General features: G+C 42.2%; 16 protein-coding genes and 1 other RNA gene. 8 read left to right on the plus strand and 9 right to left on the minus strand.

Annotated features, from left to right (window positions below):
* Positions 1 to 38: 38 nt before the first annotated feature.
* From RG47T_RS06255 to RG47T_RS06275, 5 genes are all read right to left on the minus strand, one after another.
* The gene (locus RG47T_RS06255) at positions 39 to 1,010 is read right to left on the minus strand and encodes a YpdA family putative bacillithiol disulfide reductase (RefSeq protein WP_074488629.1); all 972 of its coding nucleotides are present in this window, start codon (positions 1,008 to 1,010) and stop codon (positions 39 to 41) included.
* A 20-nt stretch (positions 1,011 to 1,030) separates the two neighbouring features.
* Positions 1,031 to 1,312: a GNAT family N-acetyltransferase gene (locus RG47T_RS06260; RefSeq protein ID WP_074488630.1), complete on the minus strand. Its 282-nt coding sequence runs from the start codon at positions 1,310 to 1,312 to the stop codon at positions 1,031 to 1,033.
* A gap of 43 nt (positions 1,313 to 1,355) precedes the next feature.
* Positions 1,356 to 2,024: a fructose-6-phosphate aldolase gene (fsa, locus tag RG47T_RS06265; RefSeq protein WP_074488631.1), complete on the minus strand. Its 669-nt coding sequence runs from the start codon at positions 2,022 to 2,024 to the stop codon at positions 1,356 to 1,358.
* A gap of 215 nt (positions 2,025 to 2,239) precedes the next feature.
* Positions 2,240 to 2,333, minus strand: an RNA gene (gene ffs / locus RG47T_RS06270) — signal recognition particle sRNA small type.
* Positions 2,334 to 2,422: 89 nt separating this feature from the next.
* Complete coding sequence (locus tag RG47T_RS06275; RefSeq protein WP_074488632.1) at positions 2,423 to 2,989, minus strand: 2'-5' RNA ligase family protein; 567 nt, start codon at positions 2,987 to 2,989, stop codon at positions 2,423 to 2,425.
* Positions 2,990 to 3,062: 73 nt separating this feature from the next.
* Here RG47T_RS06275 and dinB point away from each other — a divergent pair, with 73 nt between their 5' ends.
* Positions 3,063 to 4,250: a DNA polymerase IV gene (gene dinB, locus RG47T_RS06280; protein WP_074488633.1), complete on the plus strand. Its 1,188-nt coding sequence runs from the start codon at positions 3,063 to 3,065 to the stop codon at positions 4,248 to 4,250.
* 154 nt (positions 4,251 to 4,404) lie between these two features.
* Here the strand turns inward: dinB and RG47T_RS06285 are convergent, their stop codons facing one another.
* Positions 4,405 to 5,628: a serine hydrolase domain-containing protein gene (locus tag RG47T_RS06285; RefSeq protein WP_074488634.1), complete on the minus strand. Its 1,224-nt coding sequence runs from the start codon at positions 5,626 to 5,628 to the stop codon at positions 4,405 to 4,407.
* A 504-nt stretch (positions 5,629 to 6,132) separates the two neighbouring features.
* Between RG47T_RS06285 and RG47T_RS06295 the strand changes: the two genes are divergently transcribed.
* On the plus strand, positions 6,133 to 6,702 hold the full coding sequence (locus RG47T_RS06295) for a hypothetical protein (RefSeq protein WP_074488636.1): 570 nt from the start codon (positions 6,133 to 6,135) through the stop codon (positions 6,700 to 6,702).
* A gap of 88 nt (positions 6,703 to 6,790) precedes the next feature.
* Here the strand turns inward: RG47T_RS06295 and RG47T_RS06300 are convergent, their stop codons facing one another.
* Positions 6,791 to 7,672 carry a helix-turn-helix domain-containing protein gene (locus RG47T_RS06300; protein WP_074488637.1) on the minus strand — a complete coding sequence of 294 codons (882 nt, stop codon included), beginning with the start codon at positions 7,670 to 7,672 and terminating at the stop codon, positions 6,791 to 6,793.
* 534 nt (positions 7,673 to 8,206) lie between these two features.
* Between RG47T_RS06300 and RG47T_RS06305 the strand changes: the two genes are divergently transcribed.
* The 6 genes from RG47T_RS06305 to RG47T_RS06330 all read left to right on the plus strand — a co-directional run bounded on the left by RG47T_RS06305 (position 8,207) and on the right by RG47T_RS06330 (position 15,663).
* Entirely contained in the window at positions 8,207 to 9,862 is a 1,656-nt protein-coding gene (locus RG47T_RS06305; protein WP_074488638.1) for an alpha-L-fucosidase, read from the plus strand.
* Between the two features lie 105 nt (positions 9,863 to 9,967).
* A complete protein-coding gene (fucP, locus tag RG47T_RS06310) occupies positions 9,968 to 11,257 on the plus strand; it encodes an L-fucose:H+ symporter permease (protein WP_074488639.1) in 1,290 nt (429 codons plus the stop codon).
* Between the two features lie 10 nt (positions 11,258 to 11,267).
* The gene (locus tag RG47T_RS06315) at positions 11,268 to 12,284 is read left to right on the plus strand and encodes an aldo/keto reductase (protein ID WP_074488640.1); all 1,017 of its coding nucleotides are present in this window, start codon (positions 11,268 to 11,270) and stop codon (positions 12,282 to 12,284) included.
* A gap of 21 nt (positions 12,285 to 12,305) precedes the next feature.
* Positions 12,306 to 12,641, plus strand: a complete 336-nt coding sequence (locus RG47T_RS06320) for an L-rhamnose mutarotase (RefSeq protein ID WP_074493179.1) — start codon at positions 12,306 to 12,308, stop codon at positions 12,639 to 12,641.
* Positions 12,642 to 12,650: 9 nt separating this feature from the next.
* Positions 12,651 to 13,670 (plus strand): zinc-binding alcohol dehydrogenase family protein, encoded by a 1,020-nt coding sequence (locus tag RG47T_RS06325; protein ID WP_074488641.1) that lies wholly within the window; start codon positions 12,651 to 12,653, stop codon positions 13,668 to 13,670.
* An 88-nt stretch (positions 13,671 to 13,758) separates the two neighbouring features.
* Positions 13,759 to 15,663: a glycoside hydrolase family 43 protein gene (locus RG47T_RS06330; RefSeq protein WP_074488642.1), complete on the plus strand. Its 1,905-nt coding sequence runs from the start codon at positions 13,759 to 13,761 to the stop codon at positions 15,661 to 15,663.
* Between the two features lie 145 nt (positions 15,664 to 15,808).
* Here the strand turns inward: RG47T_RS06330 and RG47T_RS06335 are convergent, their stop codons facing one another.
* Positions 15,809 to 17,323, minus strand: coding sequence for a putative Ig domain-containing protein (locus tag RG47T_RS06335; protein ID WP_074493181.1), 1,515 nt, complete (start codon positions 17,321 to 17,323; stop codon positions 15,809 to 15,811).
* A 107-nt stretch (positions 17,324 to 17,430) separates the two neighbouring features.
* On the minus strand, positions 17,431 to 18,685 hold a 1,255-nt coding region (locus RG47T_RS06340), incomplete at its 5' end, for a family 43 glycosylhydrolase (protein ID WP_216351013.1).

Here is an 18,685-nt window from a genome sequence, read left to right on the forward strand (position 1 = left end):
GCAATTTAGCACTTGTTTTCTTAATTTGAAAAAAAAAGTTATTTACTTTCTTCACGCTTGGTTATTATATCGCTTAAGATCATATCTGCATGGATGCGCGAGTTTTCAATAAACCATAAATGGGTATCCATACCGCCGCAAACAACACCAGCTAAATACATGCCGGGCAAGTTGGTTTCCATCGTATCTTTATTGTATTGGGGGATAAAGCGGTCATCGTCTGACAGGGCAATGCCTATGTTTTTCAAGAAAATGAAATTAGGTTTATAACCGGTCATGGCCATTACAAAATCATTGGGGATGGTAATCGTCCCTTCGGGCGTTTCTATATCAGCCTCGGTTTCGCGGATGGCTTTTAAGTTAGCGTTGAAATAAGCTTTAATGCTGCCCTCTTTTATCCTGTTAATAATATCCGGCCTTACCCAGTATTTAACCCGGTCGCTAATCTCGCTGCCGCGAACCACCAGGGTTACCTCGGCACCTTTACGGTAGGTTTCGAGCGCAACATCGATGGCCGAATTGCTTGAACCTACTACAATAACCTTTTGCAGGGTGAAAAATGCGGGGTCTTGGTAATAGTGTTTTACTTTAGGCAAATGCTCGCCGGGGATATCCAGGTTTACCGCAACGTCATAAAAACCGGTTGATACGATAACATATTTGGCTTCATAAACGGCTTTATTAGTGGTTACCTTGTAATGTTTATTAATAGGTTTAACCTCAGTTACTTCTTCAAATAAATGAAGCGGGAGTGTGTTTGATAGTGCTACACGGCGGTAATATTCTAATGCATCGGCACGGTTGGGCTTGGTGTGGGTGGTTACAAAAGGTACGCCGCCAATTTCTAATTTCTCTGAGGTGGAGAAGAAGGTCATGGTAGAAGGGTAGTTGTACAACGAGTTAACCAGCGTGCCTTTTTCTACAATTACAAAACTTAAACCTGCTTTTTGCGCAGCCAAGCCGCAAGCCAAACCAATAGGGCCGCCGCCTATAATTAAAATATCGAGCATATTAATATCAAATGTATGATTTAAGCCAGTACATCGTCAAACTCCTTCACCATTTCAAACACATTTTGTGCGAAACTACAGGATGGATGAATTTTGTAGTGATGTTTGCGGGCGAAGTTTACGCCAGCCTCAACCAATTGGCGGCCTATGTGCTTGCCTTGTAAATCTTCGGATACTTCGGTGTGATAGATATCCATAATAGAAGGGCTTGTCATACTATACCGCATTTCGGCCACATGGTGGTCGCCTTGAGTTATGTAAAACAAGCCCTCCGTGTCTTTTAGTTTATGTTGTATTTCCATTGCTGCTTAATAAAGCAATAAAGGCAACACAATGTTTAGCAACTTATACTTTTGCAGCAGCTGCCTTAGCATGGTCAGCTAAAAACGTAGCCAAACCGCTATCTGTTAATGGGTGCTTTAATAAAGCAGTAATGGCAGACAGTGGTGCAGTAATTACATCTGAGCCTATTTTAGCGCAGGTAATAATGTGCATTGGTGTACGTACCGATGCTGCAAGGATCTGGGTTTCGTAACCATAGTTATCAAAAATTAAGCGGATGTCTTCAATCAGTTGCATACCATCGGTAGAGATATCATCCAAACGGCCAACAAACGGAGATACATAAGTAGCACCTGCTTTAGCAGCCAACAAAGCCTGACCTGAAGAGAATACCAGTGTGCAGTTGGTTTTGATGCCTTTTTCTGTAAAGTATTTAATGGCTTTAACACCATCTTTAATCATGGGCACTTTAACCACAATACTAGGGTGTAGTTTGGCTAATGCCTCGCCTTCAACAATAATTTCGTCGAAAGTGGTGGCAATAACTTCGGCACTTACAGCGCCATCGCCAATAATATCGCAGATGGCCAGGTAATGTTTAATAACATTTTCTTGTCCGCTGATGCCTTCTTTAGCCATCAGTGATGGGTTAGTGGTTACACCATCTAAAACACCAAGGTCATGTGCTTCTTGTATTTGTGCCAGGTTGGCGGTATCAATGAAAAACTTCATTATTTTAATTTGTTGATTTATTAATTAGGTAATTTGTTAATTATGATTCGATTAGATAATAAAACAGTAAGACTACTTTAAATACCTGCGCGAAATTAACATTTGAATTGCTGTTTGAAAGCTTTTTTGTCAATTTAATATTGACTTAACAGAGGGATAAGGCTTTATAGTTAACGGGCATGTTAACTGATGAACCTAAAAGAAAAAAAAGTGGGTAAGCTACTTTTATCGCACCGCTACAACCCTCTACCCTTGCTGCGTTCCCACCCTGGGGGAGTTCAAGAGGAGCTGGTCGTAAAAGACTTACCCACCGCAAATGTAGGAAAAATATCAAGTTTTGGGAAACAAAATTGCGATTAACCATTGAACTGCTGAGAATGAGGCCAATAAAATGCATTTCAGGCAAAACTCGCAGCCGTTTTATGCTCAAACATAAATTCGTGAAATATACTCCATTTAGATTGGCTGTTCAGCGTTTCGCGCTCCAGTACAGTAAGACTATTAATCATAAAACGCTGGCGGAAAGTGATATATTTAAAATGAGGCCACAGTTTGTAAAAGCAGTTTTCGTTAATGCTGCGCGCAATAGTGATATGTGGTGTAAGCTGGCTTTTACTAATGTGCAACTGCTTGCCTAAAGCTGCAAACCAGTTATCACTTTGGTAAGTAGCTTCTATAGCGGCATAAATAGTGTAGGTATTATTTTTATGTACAAAAAACTTAAAGTTATTGATCTGTAAGGTTACAGCCGGCATACCTTTAAGCTTTGGCTGCAGGGTTTCTATAGCAGGCCGCATGATATACGGTTTTTTGCGGGTATATTTAGATACCGAGATATGCGCAGTTGACCCCATAGAAGGATAGTCGCCTATTAACCCGGCAGCAAATTTTTTGTAACTGCTAATTTCTGCACAGATCCGGTCGTCGGGTCTAAGCAGTAGCATGTAGTCGGCATATCCAGTCATAACGATGAAATTAGATAAACGAAATTGCTAAAATAATTAGTATTTTTACATTTAATTTTTCCACATTTGTATAGTGATTCCGAAGCGGCATATTGTTCATATTGACCTCGATTCGTTCTTCGTATCTGTAGAGCGAAAGTTTAATCCCGCGCTAATTGGCAAGCCGGTGATTATAGGTGGCTCGGCAGATCGGGGTGTGGTTGCATCGTGCAGTTACGAAGCGCGTAAGTTTGGCGTACACTCTGCCATGCCTACCCGGCAGGCTTTGAAGCTTTGTCCGGATGCTATACTGGTAAGGGGTACGCATGGGCGATATGGGGAAGCATCGCGGGAGGTAACGCAGATTATCCATGATGCTGTACCGCTTTACCAAAAAACTTCTGTTGATGAGTTTTATATTGACTACACAGGTATGGATCGCTTTTATGATGCCTATCAGCTGGCTACAGAACTGCGGCAAAGGGTGATCCGCGAAACCGGCTTGCCTATTTCGTTCGGGATGGCATCAACCAAAACAGTAGCTAAAATGGCTACCAACCAAGCCAAGCCCAACGGGCAGCTTTATATTGAGCACGGCAAAGAAATGGAGTTTATGGCTCCGCTGCCCATCCGCAAAATACCCATGCTGGGCGAAAAAACCTGCGAGCGACTATATAGTTACGGCATCGAAAAAATAGGCGACCTGCAAAAGGTAGAGCTTCGTTTTTTGGAAACTGTTTTCGGCCGTGCCGGATTATATATTTGGGAAAAGGCCAGGGGGATTGATCACAGTGAAATAGAACCGGCATCCGAACGGAAATCCATCTCTACCGAGCACACTTTTGATGCAGATACTGCCGACCAGCGTACCTTAGAAACCATCCTGGTATCGATGACAGAAGAGCTGGCCTTTAAGCTACGCAAAGAAGGTAAGGTAGCAGGTTGTATGGCTGTTAAGCTTCGTTACAGCGATTTTGAAACCCATACCCTGCAAGAAAAGATCAGCCTGACAGCAGCAGAACATATCTTGATTCCCGGTATTAAAAACCTGCTAAAAAAAGCATGGAGTAAAAATAACCCCATCCGGCTTATCGGCGTAAAATTGAGCCAGCTTACACGGGGCAGTTACCAGATTAACCTGTTTGAAGATAACGAAGAGCAGATTAAGCTATACCAGGCCATGGATAACATTAACTTTAAATATGGCGACAAAACCGTTTGCCGCGCCGCCGGGATGGAAATAGGCACGAGGAATTTTAACCCGTTTCTGCCAAGCCAGTAGGGGGGTAGAAACAAGAAACAAGAATCGAGAGACAAGATACAAAATCTTGTTTGCAACAGGCTGGAAGCCTGAAAAACAGGTAACTTACCGCAGCTGAACAACTGTTGTACAAATCAACTTTCTTGTCTCTTGGTTCTTGTTTCTTGCATCTTCCTTACTGCACTATTGATTTCAGTACCGCACTTACCAAACCATCCATGGCTTTATTGTCAATCCAGCGGGCTACGATAATTAAATCGTGGTCGGTATCGCAATAAATCATGTTTGTGCCGTTGCCTATGTGTACCCAAGCTTTTTCGGGGGCAGATGGCAGCAGTTTTTTGTCGGTGTTTAAAAACCAATTCATATAGCCATAGCCGGTATTAGCGGTGGTAGGGGTAAGGGCTTGTTCAACCCATTGTTTGCTAATGAGTTGTTTACCTTTCCAGTTGCCGCCATGCAGGGTAAGCAAGCCAAAACGGGCCATATCATAGGCATTCATAAACATGCCGCCACCCCAGTGGCCGCCACCGCTTACAGATTGTACGGGTTGGCCATCCAGCACTATCCACGAATTTCGGTAACCGTACCAGCGCCATGTTGTTGACGCGCCAATAGGGTCCATAATAGTTTCTTTTAAAACCTGTGGCAGTGGCCTGCGCCATACATTAGTGGCTGCAAGGGCAAGTGCGTTTACGCGTACATCATTATATTTCCAGGTGGTGCCTGGTTCGTTACGTTTACGGTTTTTATATTCTTCCAGGTCGCCCTCGGGGCGGTCGGCCCAGTCTGGTTTGCCCCAAAGCGTGCCTTCCCAGTCGCTGGTTTGGCGCAGCATAACTTCCCAGGTGAGCCTGCGGTTATGTGCAGAAGCAAAAGGATATATAATGTCGTTCTGATTACTGTCAGAGCCGTTGCTACTGCCGGGTGAGTAAATTTCTACAAAGGGCACATAACTGGCTACCGTGTCTGCCGTGCTACGGATCAGGCCGCGATCAACCGCTACACCAATTACTGTAGAAAGCAGGCTTTTGGTTACGCTGTTTACAATATCAACCTTATTGGGTTCGCCCCATTGGGCAACCACGTAGCCTTTGTAAATGATAAGTCCGGTTGCAGCAGCGCGGTATGTAAGCGGGCCGGCAGCCTCGCTCATGGGTTCTTTACCAAAGCTTTGGTATTGAGCTATCAAACCATCGTGCGATGATTTTGCTTCGTTAGCCAGCGCAAAACTTACAGCTTTTTGAATGCCAACATCATCCAAACCCGATTGCGACGGTGTTTTTTGCTGCCAGATATTTGGAGCCGGGAAATAATCGTTTAGTTTTTGAACTTTTTGTGCGAAAACGGCCGCCGAGGAAAAGGCGATGCAAATGGTGAAAAGTAACCCTTTTTTCATGCGGCCAATATAGTTATCATTTCGGAATTCCGGGAGGGGGTGTTGTATTAGCCCGAAATTAATCCTGTAAAGATTAGATACAGCAGGGGGTGTTTTCTTAGCTAAGATAGGTTTATGACAAATGGTTTGTATTTTTTACGTTTTGTATCCGGTAAATTAAAACGGAATAAACGGGCAGTATTAAAACAATTGGCAATATAAGTTTAAGTGGGGTTACATGATCTACAAACAGTAGCTCACATAGCGAAACAAGAAGCAGGCTTAAAGCATAACAGGTAAAAGTTAAGAAAGATTTTTTAGATTTTGTCATCTGCTTTTTTCTGAAATATAGAACCAATATACGCCTTATAGTATAATAAAAAAAATGTAAAATATTTATTTTTAGCATGTTGGATGCGTATATCGGGTTGTTGATATGCCAGAAATTGGCGTTACGGCCTGTGTAAATTACATGCAAACAATGGCACGATAATAGTACTTATTTAAGTAATAATTATATAGCAAATGCGTAAGTTAACACTACCCCAAATAAATTTCAATAAGCTAAAATCTGGCTTCAGAGCAAACTTTGAAAGGCTTTCTAAAGATGGATTTGAAAAGATATTTAACAATATAGACCAACTAGGTATAAAAAGAGGGGTTGACCGTGTGGGTATCGATAGGTTTATTAACCAATGTGCCTTAATGGCAGCCGGCTCTGGCGTGGTAACAGGTGCCGGTGGTATAACAACTATGCTGGTTGGTGTGCCTGTAGATTTGATTAACCTTATTACCCAGCAATTTAGGGTTACGCTGGCTATTAACTACTATAATCGTGGCGATTATCGTATCCCGTTTGATGAGTTTATTAAAATAATTGCAACCTCGCTTAAGGTAGATGCCGGTATAACCGTTACTAAAACCATTATGGAAGAGGTGGCCGAAAAGTTGCTGATTAACATCGGCTCAAAAACAGCAGAGCGGTTGGTGCCGGTTGTGGGCGCAATTATTGGCGGCTCGGCCAATTACTTATTTATTAAACGGATGGCTGCGTCAGTTAAAGATATGCATGCAGTGGTAATTGATATTAAATAGATTTAAGAAGCGCAATCTTTAAGTCAGAACAGCAAACGATTGTTGGTTTTGTGTTTGAGTAACGCCCGGACTTTTATTAAAGACTTGGTTAACGAATTTGTAAATCCAATTGTTTCCTGTAATTGCCTGGGGAGATACCTGTTATTTTTTTAAATATTTTAGAGAAATAAAATACGTTTTCGAAGCCGGTATGGGCTGCAATTTGGGAAAAAGTCATTTGAGTAGCCACCATTAAGTATTGCGCTCTTTCTATCCGTTTTTCATGAATGTAATTAATAGGCCGCTCCCCGGTAAATTGCTGGAATTGCCTTGAAAAGTAGTCCGTATTCTGATTTGCTCTTTCAGCCAGAAATTTTATGGATAAATCTTGTTTAAGATTTAAGGATATAAAACTGATCGCTTCCATAATTTTAACCGGGATATGATTAATTTCCTGATGTTTAAATATATCGGCGGTTAAAAAACGCGCAATCAGTTGCAGTATTATACCTTGGGTTTCCAAATAGGTAGCAACATTTTGCTTGTTATTGAGTTCCTGGTATTCTTTATAAAAAATGTCTTTCTCGTAGATCTTAGGATTGTCAGACCTGTTGATCCCTCTTCCAGGATTAATTTCGAGTAAACGGGCGAAGTTAATCACATCTACTGGCTTCGCTTTCGTTTTCATGACGGACCGGTTACCTGCGAATAAAGAAATCCCATCGAACGACTCCTCAAAAAACTGTATAAAATATTGACTCATGTAACTTTGGCAACTGAGATTGCAAAAGGTAAAACTTGGGATAATGTACAAATAACCGGGCTCCAGTTGCAATATTGTTTTTACATCCGAAATCTCTCCAGCACCCTTATCAATGTAATATAGCCTGTAATAAGGGCTTATCACGTTTTGGTAGTTCCACTTTATGCCGAGATGTACATGATCTGCATTCAGCAAGGAGAAATTGTGCTTTAAAACTCTTTTTATCATCGCGCAACGTTAACAGTTCTACAATAGTCAGCATAATTTTATGTTGTTTGAGTACCAAAGATTTTTAAAAAAATCGGTTTTGTATAAAAGAAAGTCTCTTTAGGTTAATGTTTAGCTGCAAAATGCATCTAAATTTGGATGTTAACATATCAGTACTTCTGGTTGCTAACCAACCAATTTAAAGTTTATATTTTATTAATCAGACGAAAAGCTAATTATATAATGAATGTAAAACCATGCAATAACTTGCCTGATTTTGTGATACATACCAACAAATAATTAATAAACTAAAATGTCCTGTAACAGATGGGGAAATTAAGTTACAAAGTACATTTACCAATTATTGTTAAACCTAAAACATATTCAGTATGAAGAAATAAAAACGCAAAGACCTATTTAACGATAGCGAGCGTGGTTGTATCACGCAAGCTTCTAATCCCTTTAAGGTATTAATACCCGCCTATTAATAAGGTGCTGGAGGGATTACTGTCTCACGGTTTATTTTAAGCTCTATTATCTGTAATTATAATATATATGAAAAGAAGAATATTAATTAAAGGCGCATTAACAGGATTCTCCTCTTTGTACCTGTCCCGGTTAGCTGGCCAGGGCTTATTACGGCCTTATGATAATGTGGCCGGTAGCGTATCCGGCCCTTTTAAACCCAACTGGGATTCGTTGACGCAATACCAGGTTCCGGAGTGGTTTAGGGATGCTAAGTTTGGGTTATGGGCACATTGGAGCCCCCAATGCCAGCCAGAACGTGGTGATTGGTATGCCCGAGGCATGTATCAGGAGGGTAGCGATCAATATAAATACCATTGTCAAAAGTATGGGCATCCCTCTAAGTTTGGCTTTAAAGATGTAATTAACGATTGGAAAGCCGAAAACTGGAACCCGGAAGAGTTGGTAGCATTATACAAAAAAGCCGGGGCCAAATATTTTGTAGCACTGGCAAACCACCACGATAATTTCGACCTGTTTGACAGTAAGTATCAAAGCTGGAATGCTACTAAAATAGGGCCTAAAAAGGATTTGATAGGTGGATGGGCCAAAGCAGCCAAACATCAGGGGCTGGCATTTGGCGTAAGCGTACATGCTGCACATACCTGGAGCTGGATGGAAACGGCACAACGCGCTGATAAAAATGGATCGCTGGCCGGCATACCGTATGACGGCAAGATCACTAAAGCAGATGGTAACGGTAAGTGGTGGGACGATTACGATCCGCAGGAGCTTTATGCTCAAAATCACCCTTTAAGTGAAAATAGTTTAGACAACGGCATGATACACAAGCAATGGAACTGGGGGAATGGCGTAACGCCGCCATCTAAAGCCTATTGCGAAAAGTTTTATAACCGCATGGTACAACTGATTGATCAATACGAGCCCGAACTGATGTATTTTGACGACACCGCGTTACCACTTTGGCCGGTTAGTGATGCAGGCCTTAGGGTAGCAGCCTACCTGTATAACAGCAGTATCAAAAAACATGGAAAACTACGCGCAGTGATTAACGGCAAGATACTGGATGAGCAACAACGCAAAACTATGGTATGGGATATAGAGCGCGGGCAAAGCAACCAAATAGAAACTTTGCCATGGCAAACGGATACTTGTATAGGCGATTGGCATTATGACCGCCGGATATATGATAACAACAATTATAAAACAGCCAAAACGGTTATTCACACACTAATTGATGTAGTTAGCAAAAATGGTAACCTATTGCTAAATATCCCGGTGAGGGGAGATGGTAGTATTGATGAAAAAGAACGGGCGGTGGTAGAAGACATCGCAGCCTGGATGCATATTAACAGCGAGGGAATTTACAGCACACGCCCGTGGACTACATTTGGCGAAGGCCCGGCTTCGGAATCAGCTGCGCCGTTGAGTGCGCAGGGTTTTAATGAAGGTAAAGGCAAACCATTTACTTCGGCAGACATTCGCTTTACAACCAAAGGCAAAACCTTATATGCCTTTATTTTAGGCTGGCCGACTAATAAAACAGCCTTGATAAAGAAATTGGCTACAGGTGCTGCTGTAGGAAAAATTGAGGCCATTAGTTTATTAGGACATCAAACCAAATTAAATTTCCAACAAACAGCCGAAGGTATAAAAATTCAACTACCAGACGAGGCGCCTTGCAAGGATGCCTATGTTTTTAGGATAGAAGGAGCTATTATTTAACTTATAATCAGTTAATTTATGCATTGCATAGCGGCAACCCAATTATAGCATTTGCTTTACTTAAGTGAAAGGGCGGCAAAGCAAATCTTTGAACTTTAATAAATCATGGTTAAAAAAACACTAACATCAAACGGCAGTAAGGTATTCCCATTTATATTGATCACCAGTTTGTTCTTTTTATGGGGATTTGCCCATAATCTTGATCCGATACTGATACCACATTTAAAAAAATCATTCACTTTAACCACTGTACAAGCTACATTGGTAGATTCGGCTGTGTTTATTGCCTATTTTATGATGGCGCTCCCCGCTGGTTTTATCATGAAAAAATATGGCTACAAAACCGGAATTATTACGGGTTTACTCTTGTTTGCTTCGGGTTGTTTTTTATTTATCCCGGCTGCTAATACGCAGCAATATGCCTTTTTCCTGGTAGCCTTGTTTATTATTGCCTGCGGTTTAACCATATTAGAAACCGCTGCAAACCCCTATGCCACAGCCCTGGGCGACCCAGCTACCAGCACGCAAAGGCTGAATTTTGCCCAGGCTTTTAATGGCTTGGCTACCTTTCTGGCACCTGTTATCGGTGCCCGGATGATACTTACCAAGGGGTATAGCGCTGCGCAATTAAGCAGCATGACAGAGAGCGCCCGTAAGTTTGCTTTAGCGGCAGAGGCTTCCTCCGTTAAAACCCCTTATTTTATTTTAGGTTGCGTTTTGGTAGCTATTGCGGCACTTTTCGCGTTTACACGTTTACCTAAAATTCAACATGCCGACGGCCATGTGGCCAGTAAAAATATCCTTCACGCCTTTAAGCACCGGCACCTGGCCTGGGGCGTTGCAGCTCAGTTTTTTTACGTTGGTGCCCAGGTATGTGTATTTAGTCTTTTCATTTTGTACGCCACCAAATCAGCAGCAATAGGTGAGGTAAAAGCGGCAGATTATTTAGGTATTTGCGGCCTGGCTTTTTTAATCGGCCGGTTTATCAGTACGTTCCTCATGCGTTATGTATCATCAGGAACCTTACTGGCCATTTACGCCGTTATTAATATCCTGCTTTGTGTAGTCGCTATTACCGCACACGGTATTATCACTATTTATACGGTGGTTGGCATCTGCTTTTTTATGTCAATTATGTTTCCCACCATTTTTGCCTTAGGTATTAAAAATTTAAAAGGCGATACCGAATACGGTAGCAGTTTGATCATCATGTCTATTGTAGGCGGTGCAATATTACCACGGGCCTTTGGTTACATCAGCGATGTAACTGGTAATATCCAGCATGGCTACATAGTACCCGCTGCCTGTTTCGCGGTGGTTGCTTATTTTGGATTTAAAGGGCACAAAGTACGAAGCGTTACAGCAGAAGATTTACCCGTATCAACTATATATTAACTTTTATATAATGCAAAACGTTAAACTGCCCAAAGTTATATTTGGTACCAGCGGATTGGGTAATTTGTATGTAGTCCAAAGCTACACGGAAAAACGTGCCATCGTAGCCCAATGCCTTCGGCATGCAGAACTGCCGGTTGTTTTTGACTCGGCCGGCAAATATGGTGCTGGCTTAGCGCTGGAATCTTTAGGTCAGTGTTTGAAAGATTTGGCTGCCCATCCGTCAAACGTACTTATCAGCAATAAATTGGGTTGGTTACGTACCGAACTAAAAACGCCAGAACCCACATTTGAGCCCGGGGTTTGGAAAGATTTGAAATACGACGCTATTCAAAAAATCAGTTACCATGGGATACTGGAATGCTATAACCAGGGCAACGAATTATTGAATGGGTATGATGCCAGTCTGGTATCTGTACATGACCCGGATGAATATATGGCCGGCGCGGTTAACAAGGTACAAAAAGAAGAACGGTTTCAGGATATTTTGGGTGCTTACGTAGCGCTTAACGAGTTAAAGAGCTCGGGTAAAGTAAAAGGGATAGGCATCGGTTCAAAAGACTGGCGAATGATTGAGCGGGTTAGCCTGGAGGTGCCATTGGACTGGGTAATGATAGCTAACAGCATGACGGTGCACAGCCATCCGCCGGAACTGGTGGTATTTATGGAGCAATTAGAAAAAAAAGGCATCGATATTATTAATTCAGCTGTTTTTAATGGGGGGTTTTTAATCGGTTCAGATTTTTATAATTATCAGGCAGTTAGTCCTGAAAGCCATTCTGAGCTTTACCAGTGGCGTGCCCGTTTTTTCATTTTATGTGCGCAATATCAGCTTAAACCAGCTCAGGTTTGTGCTCAATTTGGCTTAAACTCGCCAGGGGTAACCAGTATCGCCCTCAGTACAACTAATCCGGACAGGGTGGTTGACAATATTGTCATGGCATCAGTAAAAGTGCCATCAGGTTTCTGGAAAGACATGAAGGAGCAAGGATTAATAGATGAAAATTACGCTTATAAATATTTATAGATGAACAAGGGATTACAAAGGATGGATAGATATTGTTTAGCATTAGACTTGAAGAATGATCCTACCCTGATAGCGGAATATGAGCACTGGCATAAAGCCGAAAACGGTTGGCCCGAGATAAGGCAAAGCATATTGGATGCAAATGTTACCGATATGCAGATTTATCGTACCGGCAACCGTTTATTTATGATTATGGAGGTTGGGGAACAATTTGATCTGCTGAAAAAAGCTAAAATGGATGCAGAAAATCCTAAAGTGTTAGAATGGGAAAAGTTGATGTCGAAATTTCAACAGCCGCTGCCCTGGGCAGCCGAAGGGGAAAAATGGGTTTTAATGGATAAAATTTTTGATCTTTAAAAAACGATAATGAAAATATTAGCTTGCGCAGAACCGGGTTTATTAGTTTATGGCGAAAAAGAAACGTCAATAGCACAACCCGGCGAATCGCTGATACAAATAAAACGCATTGGTATTTGTGGTACAGATTTGCATGCATTTGAAGGCACGCAGCCATTTTTTACTTATCCTCGTATTTTAGGGCACGAACTAGCCGGCGATTTGGTTGATCCTAATGGGGCCGAAGGCTTTAAACAAGGAGAAGCAGTAACTTTTATACCTTATTTTAATTGCGGGCATTGTATTGCTTGCCGTAGTGGTAAACCAAATTGCTGTACAAGTATTAAAGTATGTGGCGTACATGTTGATGGCGGCATGGTTGAATACCTGGCTGTACCCAGCTATGCATTAGTGCATGGCGAAGGCTTAAGCTATGATGAACTGGCATTGGTTGAACCTTTGGCTATTGGCGCGCATGGCGTGCGCAGGGCTGCGGTGCAACCCGGCGAATTTGTGCTGGTAATAGGTGCCGGGCCTATTGGCTTAGGCACAATGGAATTTGCCCGCATAGCCGGTGGGGAAGTAATAGCGATGGATATGAACGAAGGCCGTTTGGCTTTTTGTAAAGATAAATTGAAGGTAAACCACATCATTAATGTAACCACCGATGATGTAATGGCCAGGCTAAGCGAAATTACTAATGGCGATATGCCAACTGTTGTGATAGATTGTACAGGCAGTTTGCGCGCTATAAATAACGGATTTCAGTATATGGCGCATGGTGCCAGGTATGTATTGGTGGGCCTGCAAAAAGGCGAGATTAGCTTTATACATCCCGAGTTTCATAAACGTGAAGCTACGCTAATGAGTAGCCGTAACGCTACACGGGCCGATTTTGAACATGTAATAGCATCTATGAAAAAAGGCTTGGTTGACCCTACCAATTACATAACCCACCGGGTACAGTTTGATGACGTGAAAGCTGAATTTGAAAGCTGGCTAAACCCTGCCAATGGGGTAATTAAGGCGATGGTAGAATTTAATATTTAAGCTGAAGCATAAAAAGCCAGCTTCCACTTCGATATAATTATAAACTCATGGAATATCAGTTCCGATAAAAAATGTACTACTTAATTAGATGAAAAAAAAGCCATATCTCCAGTGCCGGTTATTGCTAACCGCATTAATAACTACGCTGTTAATCCCAATCGCCCTGGCGCAAAAGCCAACCGCTTACCTCTTTACTTATTTCACGGGTAATGGTAAGTCAGAAGAAGCTATTCATTTCGCTATAAGTAATGATGGTTATCATTATAAAGCATTAAATCACGACGCGCCGGTAATTAATTCGGCCAAAATAAGTTCTACCGGCGGGGTGCGCGACCCTCATATTTTGAGAGGCGTAGATGGTAAAACATTTTTTATGGTTGCAACTGATATGCAGGTTGCAAAAAATGGCTGGGGACCAAATACCGCTATGGTGATGCTCAAATCTGTCGACTTGATTAGCTGGACCTCGGCAATTGTTGATATACCTGCTCTGTTTAAACCATTTGCAGGTGTAAATAGAGTATGGGCTCCGCAAACCATTTTTGATCCGCAGCAAAAAAAGTACATGTTGTACTGGTCTATGCGGTTTGGCAACCAGCCCGACATGATCTATTATGCTTATGCCAATAAAGATTTTACCGGCCTCGATAGCGAACCTAAACAATTGTTTTTCAGCCCAACCAATGGTTCTTGTATTGATGCTGACATTATTTTAGCAAACGGAAAATATAACTTGTTCTTTAAAACAGAAGGGGCGGGCAATGGGATCAGAAAGGCCGTGTCTGAAAATTTGACTGGTGGGTACATATTACAGGATAAGTACTTGCAGCAAACAGCCGACCCGGTAGAAGGATCTGGGGTGTTTAAAATGAACGTGGGCAATGATTATATTTTAATGTATGACCTGTACACCAAGGGACGTTACCAATTTACCCGGAGCAGTGATCTGGAACATTTTAAAGTGATCGATCAGGATGTTACAATGGACTTTCACCCAAGACATGGTACGGTATTACCGATCACTACTAAAGAAGAGAACCGTTTATTGGCTCAATGGGGTGGGGCAGGCGACCATAACCCGGTTTTAAAGGGAGAATATGCTGATCCGGAAATATTATATGCCAGGCAAACCGGCAAGTATTATATTTATCCAACCAGCGACGGCTTTACAGGTTGGAGTGGTACTTACTTTAAAGCCTTTTCATCGGGCGATCTGGTTAACTGGAAAGATGAGGGTGTGATTCTCGACTTGCCGAAGGATGTGAGTTGGGCCAAAAACAATGCCTGGGCACCAACCATAACTGAGCAAAAAATTAATGGTCAATATAAATACTATTATTATTTCTGTGCTGCTCAAAAAATAGGGGTGGCTACGGCTGATAGTCCGGTAGGCCCGTTTAAAGATAGCGGCACTCCGCTTATTTACAAGCGCCCGGCTGGTGTAAGCGGCGGCCAGCAGATAGATCCGGACGTGTTTACCGATCCGCAAACCAATGAAAGTTATTTATACTGGGGTAATGGCTATATGGCAGGTGCACGGCTTAATAAAGATATGCTTTCTATTGATACCACTTCGATTAAAGTAATGACGCCTAACCAGTCTTTTAGGGAAGGCACCGAAGTTTTCTATCGACAAGGCAAATATTATTTTATGTGGTCGGAAGATGACACCGGTAGTGAAAACTATAAAGTGAGGTATGGTACCTCTAACTCGCCGCTTGGGCCGATCTCGGTTCCGGCAGATAACCTTGTGGTGGCCAAAGATCCTGAAAATGCCATTTATGGAACCGGCCATAATGCTGTACTACAAATCCCTGGTAAAGACGAATGGTATATAATTTATCATCGTTTTAACCGCCCCAAGGGCATAACTATGGGTAATACTGCCGGCTATCACCGGGAGGTTTGCATTGATAAACTGGAATTTAATGCAGATGGAAGTATAAAACGCGTAATACCAACGGTAAAGGGTATAAAGGGATTGAATAAGTAAATAGCTTTCAATTTTACATATACGTTATAGGTGCAATTTTTTTTTACTGATTCAGCCGTGTACCAAACCTTTAATCAGACCGACAGCTTAAAGAGCCATAACATTTACCTTTTTTGGGAAGAAGGTAAATGTTATGGCTCTTTTTTTAGTTGCTTGCCCAAACTTTTAACAATATAACACCGTGCGGCGGTATGGTAAGGGTAGATTTATCAATGTTAAATTCGGCGATATCCTGTTGCCGCCATAGGTCACGCATCCTGGTTATTTTGCCTGATACACCAAAGAAGCTTACCTTATTCAAAGTAGTAGTTTTGGCAACATCGCCCCGGTTAAACGCAGCGAGTGCAAAGGCTCCGTCGAAAAGGGGTTTTAGAAAAAAATCTATCGGGCCATTACTGCCCGTCCGTATAGCTTGTTTGCCCAATTTATCCTGATTGATATCTAAAACTTCATCGTTAGTAAGCAGGCCGATCGTAAAATCATCCAGTTTATCAAGGTCGCAACCTAATATCAATGGCGCAGAAAGCATACACCAAAGCGAAATATGGCTATATTGTTCATCGGCTGTTAAACGTGTAGGTTTTATCTTAGGCCCCCAACCTAATTGGCCTACTACCAGCATGTCCGGATCATTCCAATGGCCGGGTGCAGCATAAGGTGCCCATTTATCCTGTGAAAAACCTATTTCAGATACCGAAAAATGCCAAAATGCTTCTCCTTGCTGCCAGGAATCATAAATATCGCCGGTTGTACGCCAGCTTTCTGCAAGTTTGCCATAAGCTTCCGCATCCGCTATTTTACCACTGTTTGATAAGCTGAAAACAATATCGCGTTTGTTAGCGTGCAATGCCTTGCTCATTTCTTCGGTATGTATTACATCTATTGGCCAATCGTATTTTAAGTAATCAATACCCCAGGCGGCCCATTGCATTGCATCGTTTTTCGCGAATGAAATTGCCCCAAACTTATTACCTGCTTTTTTCCATTCGCCAGTTGTTGTCTCGGCACTTCCGCCTGCAAATTTGGCGTAAGATGTTTCCCATGGGGTTGAATAAATCCCAGCCTTTAAGCCTAATTTGTGAATAGTATCAACCAATGCCCCCATGTTTGGAAACTTTTCGTTTCCCTGCAAACCCATGTATTTCCCTGCTCTTTTGCCCTGCCATCCATCATCCATATTTATGTAGGCGAAACCGTGCTGGCTTAAGCCGCTTTTTACCATTGCGCGGGCTGTTTGCTCAATTTTTTCCTGGGTAATGGTTTCACCAAAGGCGTTCCAGCTGCTCCATCCCATTGGTGGGGTAAGCGCAATCCGGTCGCCAACAATTATACTAAACTTTTTTTGAGCACTGCCAAACTGGTTGGTGGCTTTTAATGTGAGGGCGTATTCACCACGGGCTTTTAGCGTACCGGTTATCATGCCGGTAGCAACATCCACAGTTAGCTCTTTAGGCAGGTTTTCAATTTCAAATTTAATTGGGCGGATACCTGTAGCTGGTATATTATAAATTACCGGCGAACCCGGCCTTACGCCAAAAACAGCCGGCCCGTTAATACGCGGCGAAGACGGTGCAAATGGCGTTAAACTAACGGGCAGGTTCTGTGCAGAAGTTGCATTCAAAATGAGGGATGCAAATAAAGTCAGCAAGTATTTTTTCATAAAAAAGTTTAGTTTTAACATTCTATTTAGGTCATTAAAAATACCAAAAATGGCGTAATTAAAGCGAAAAAGCAGCTAACTAAAGGTGCGTATTCACATAAAATATATTAATGAGCCTTAAAATTCCATTTGGAGTTGTCACTATTCGCATCATATATTGCAAGTGTTGGTGTACTATCTCCTGAAGATACTAATGCTAACTTCTCTTTTGAATTTGGAACCACCTTAGGCATTATTCTATATGTTCCATCGGTAAATTGATCTATTCGCCATAATTGTTCCGGCGCGCCGGTAAATTTTGGAACGGTTATTACTTCTGCTTCTGCTGTTGCTGCTAATGCCCTATCTGTTCCTGTTATTACTATTTTGTAATATGGGCCGCCAATATATCCGTCTCCTTCGGGAGCTGCTGTAATTGTCCATTTCTGATGCGGCCGAAACATGTAATCTCCTATTCTTACACCAATGTTTCCGGCTGGCCAGGTTTTTACTATATCTGTTAATTCCTGAGATGGAACGGGTTTTACCGGCTCATCATTTTTACGATTAAACCAACGCATACCGCCTGCCATCCGTACAAAGTCAACTACCAATTCTAAGGCATATCCTCTTCTCTCAGATTCAATTTCATATATTCCTTCTTTGAAATTATCTCCTGCAACGGGCCATCCATTTTTCCACAGTAATGGACGAATACCTAATACGCTAAAGCCACCTTGATCTAAATCTGCTTCATAATGACAAGACATTTTTTGAACACCATCGCCAACTATCAGGCGCCCAAAATGTCCGGGACCTGTAACTCTTTCACCAGCTGCAACTACCATCTTACCACCGCCTTTTAACATGTCTCTTCCCATATTATCAAGGTATGGGCCAGTTACTTTCCGGGAGCGGCCAACCACAATATTATAGGTCGAATTGGGGCCATCGCAACATGTTCCGTGTGTACCTAATAAGTAATACCATCCGTCCTGATACATCAAATCTGTGGCTTCACAATCAATGGCTATATTTATTGCCTTATTACCCGGTACACGTTTTCCTGTTTGGGGGTTAAGTTCAACGAGGCAAATGAACCCAAAATAGGTTCCGTAGGATAGCCATAATCGTCCGTCGTTTGGGTCCAGAAGAAGCCCCGGATCTATGGCGTCATTATCCTCAACCCCATCAGACGACGCAACTACAACGGCTTCTGAATATTTAAAATCAGGAGATTTTGGGTCAAGCGTTTTATTCCACATGGTAAGTATTCTTCCGTTATGCCCGCCCCCTAAGCCACCACCAGTTGCGCCATAGGCCATAAGGTATCTATCACCAATCTTTACTACATCCGGCGCAGCCCCGCCTCCGGGTCTTTCT

Source organism: Mucilaginibacter polytrichastri, assembly GCF_001911425.1.
In the GTDB taxonomy this organism is placed as follows: domain Bacteria; phylum Bacteroidota; class Bacteroidia; order Sphingobacteriales; family Sphingobacteriaceae; genus Mucilaginibacter; species Mucilaginibacter polytrichastri.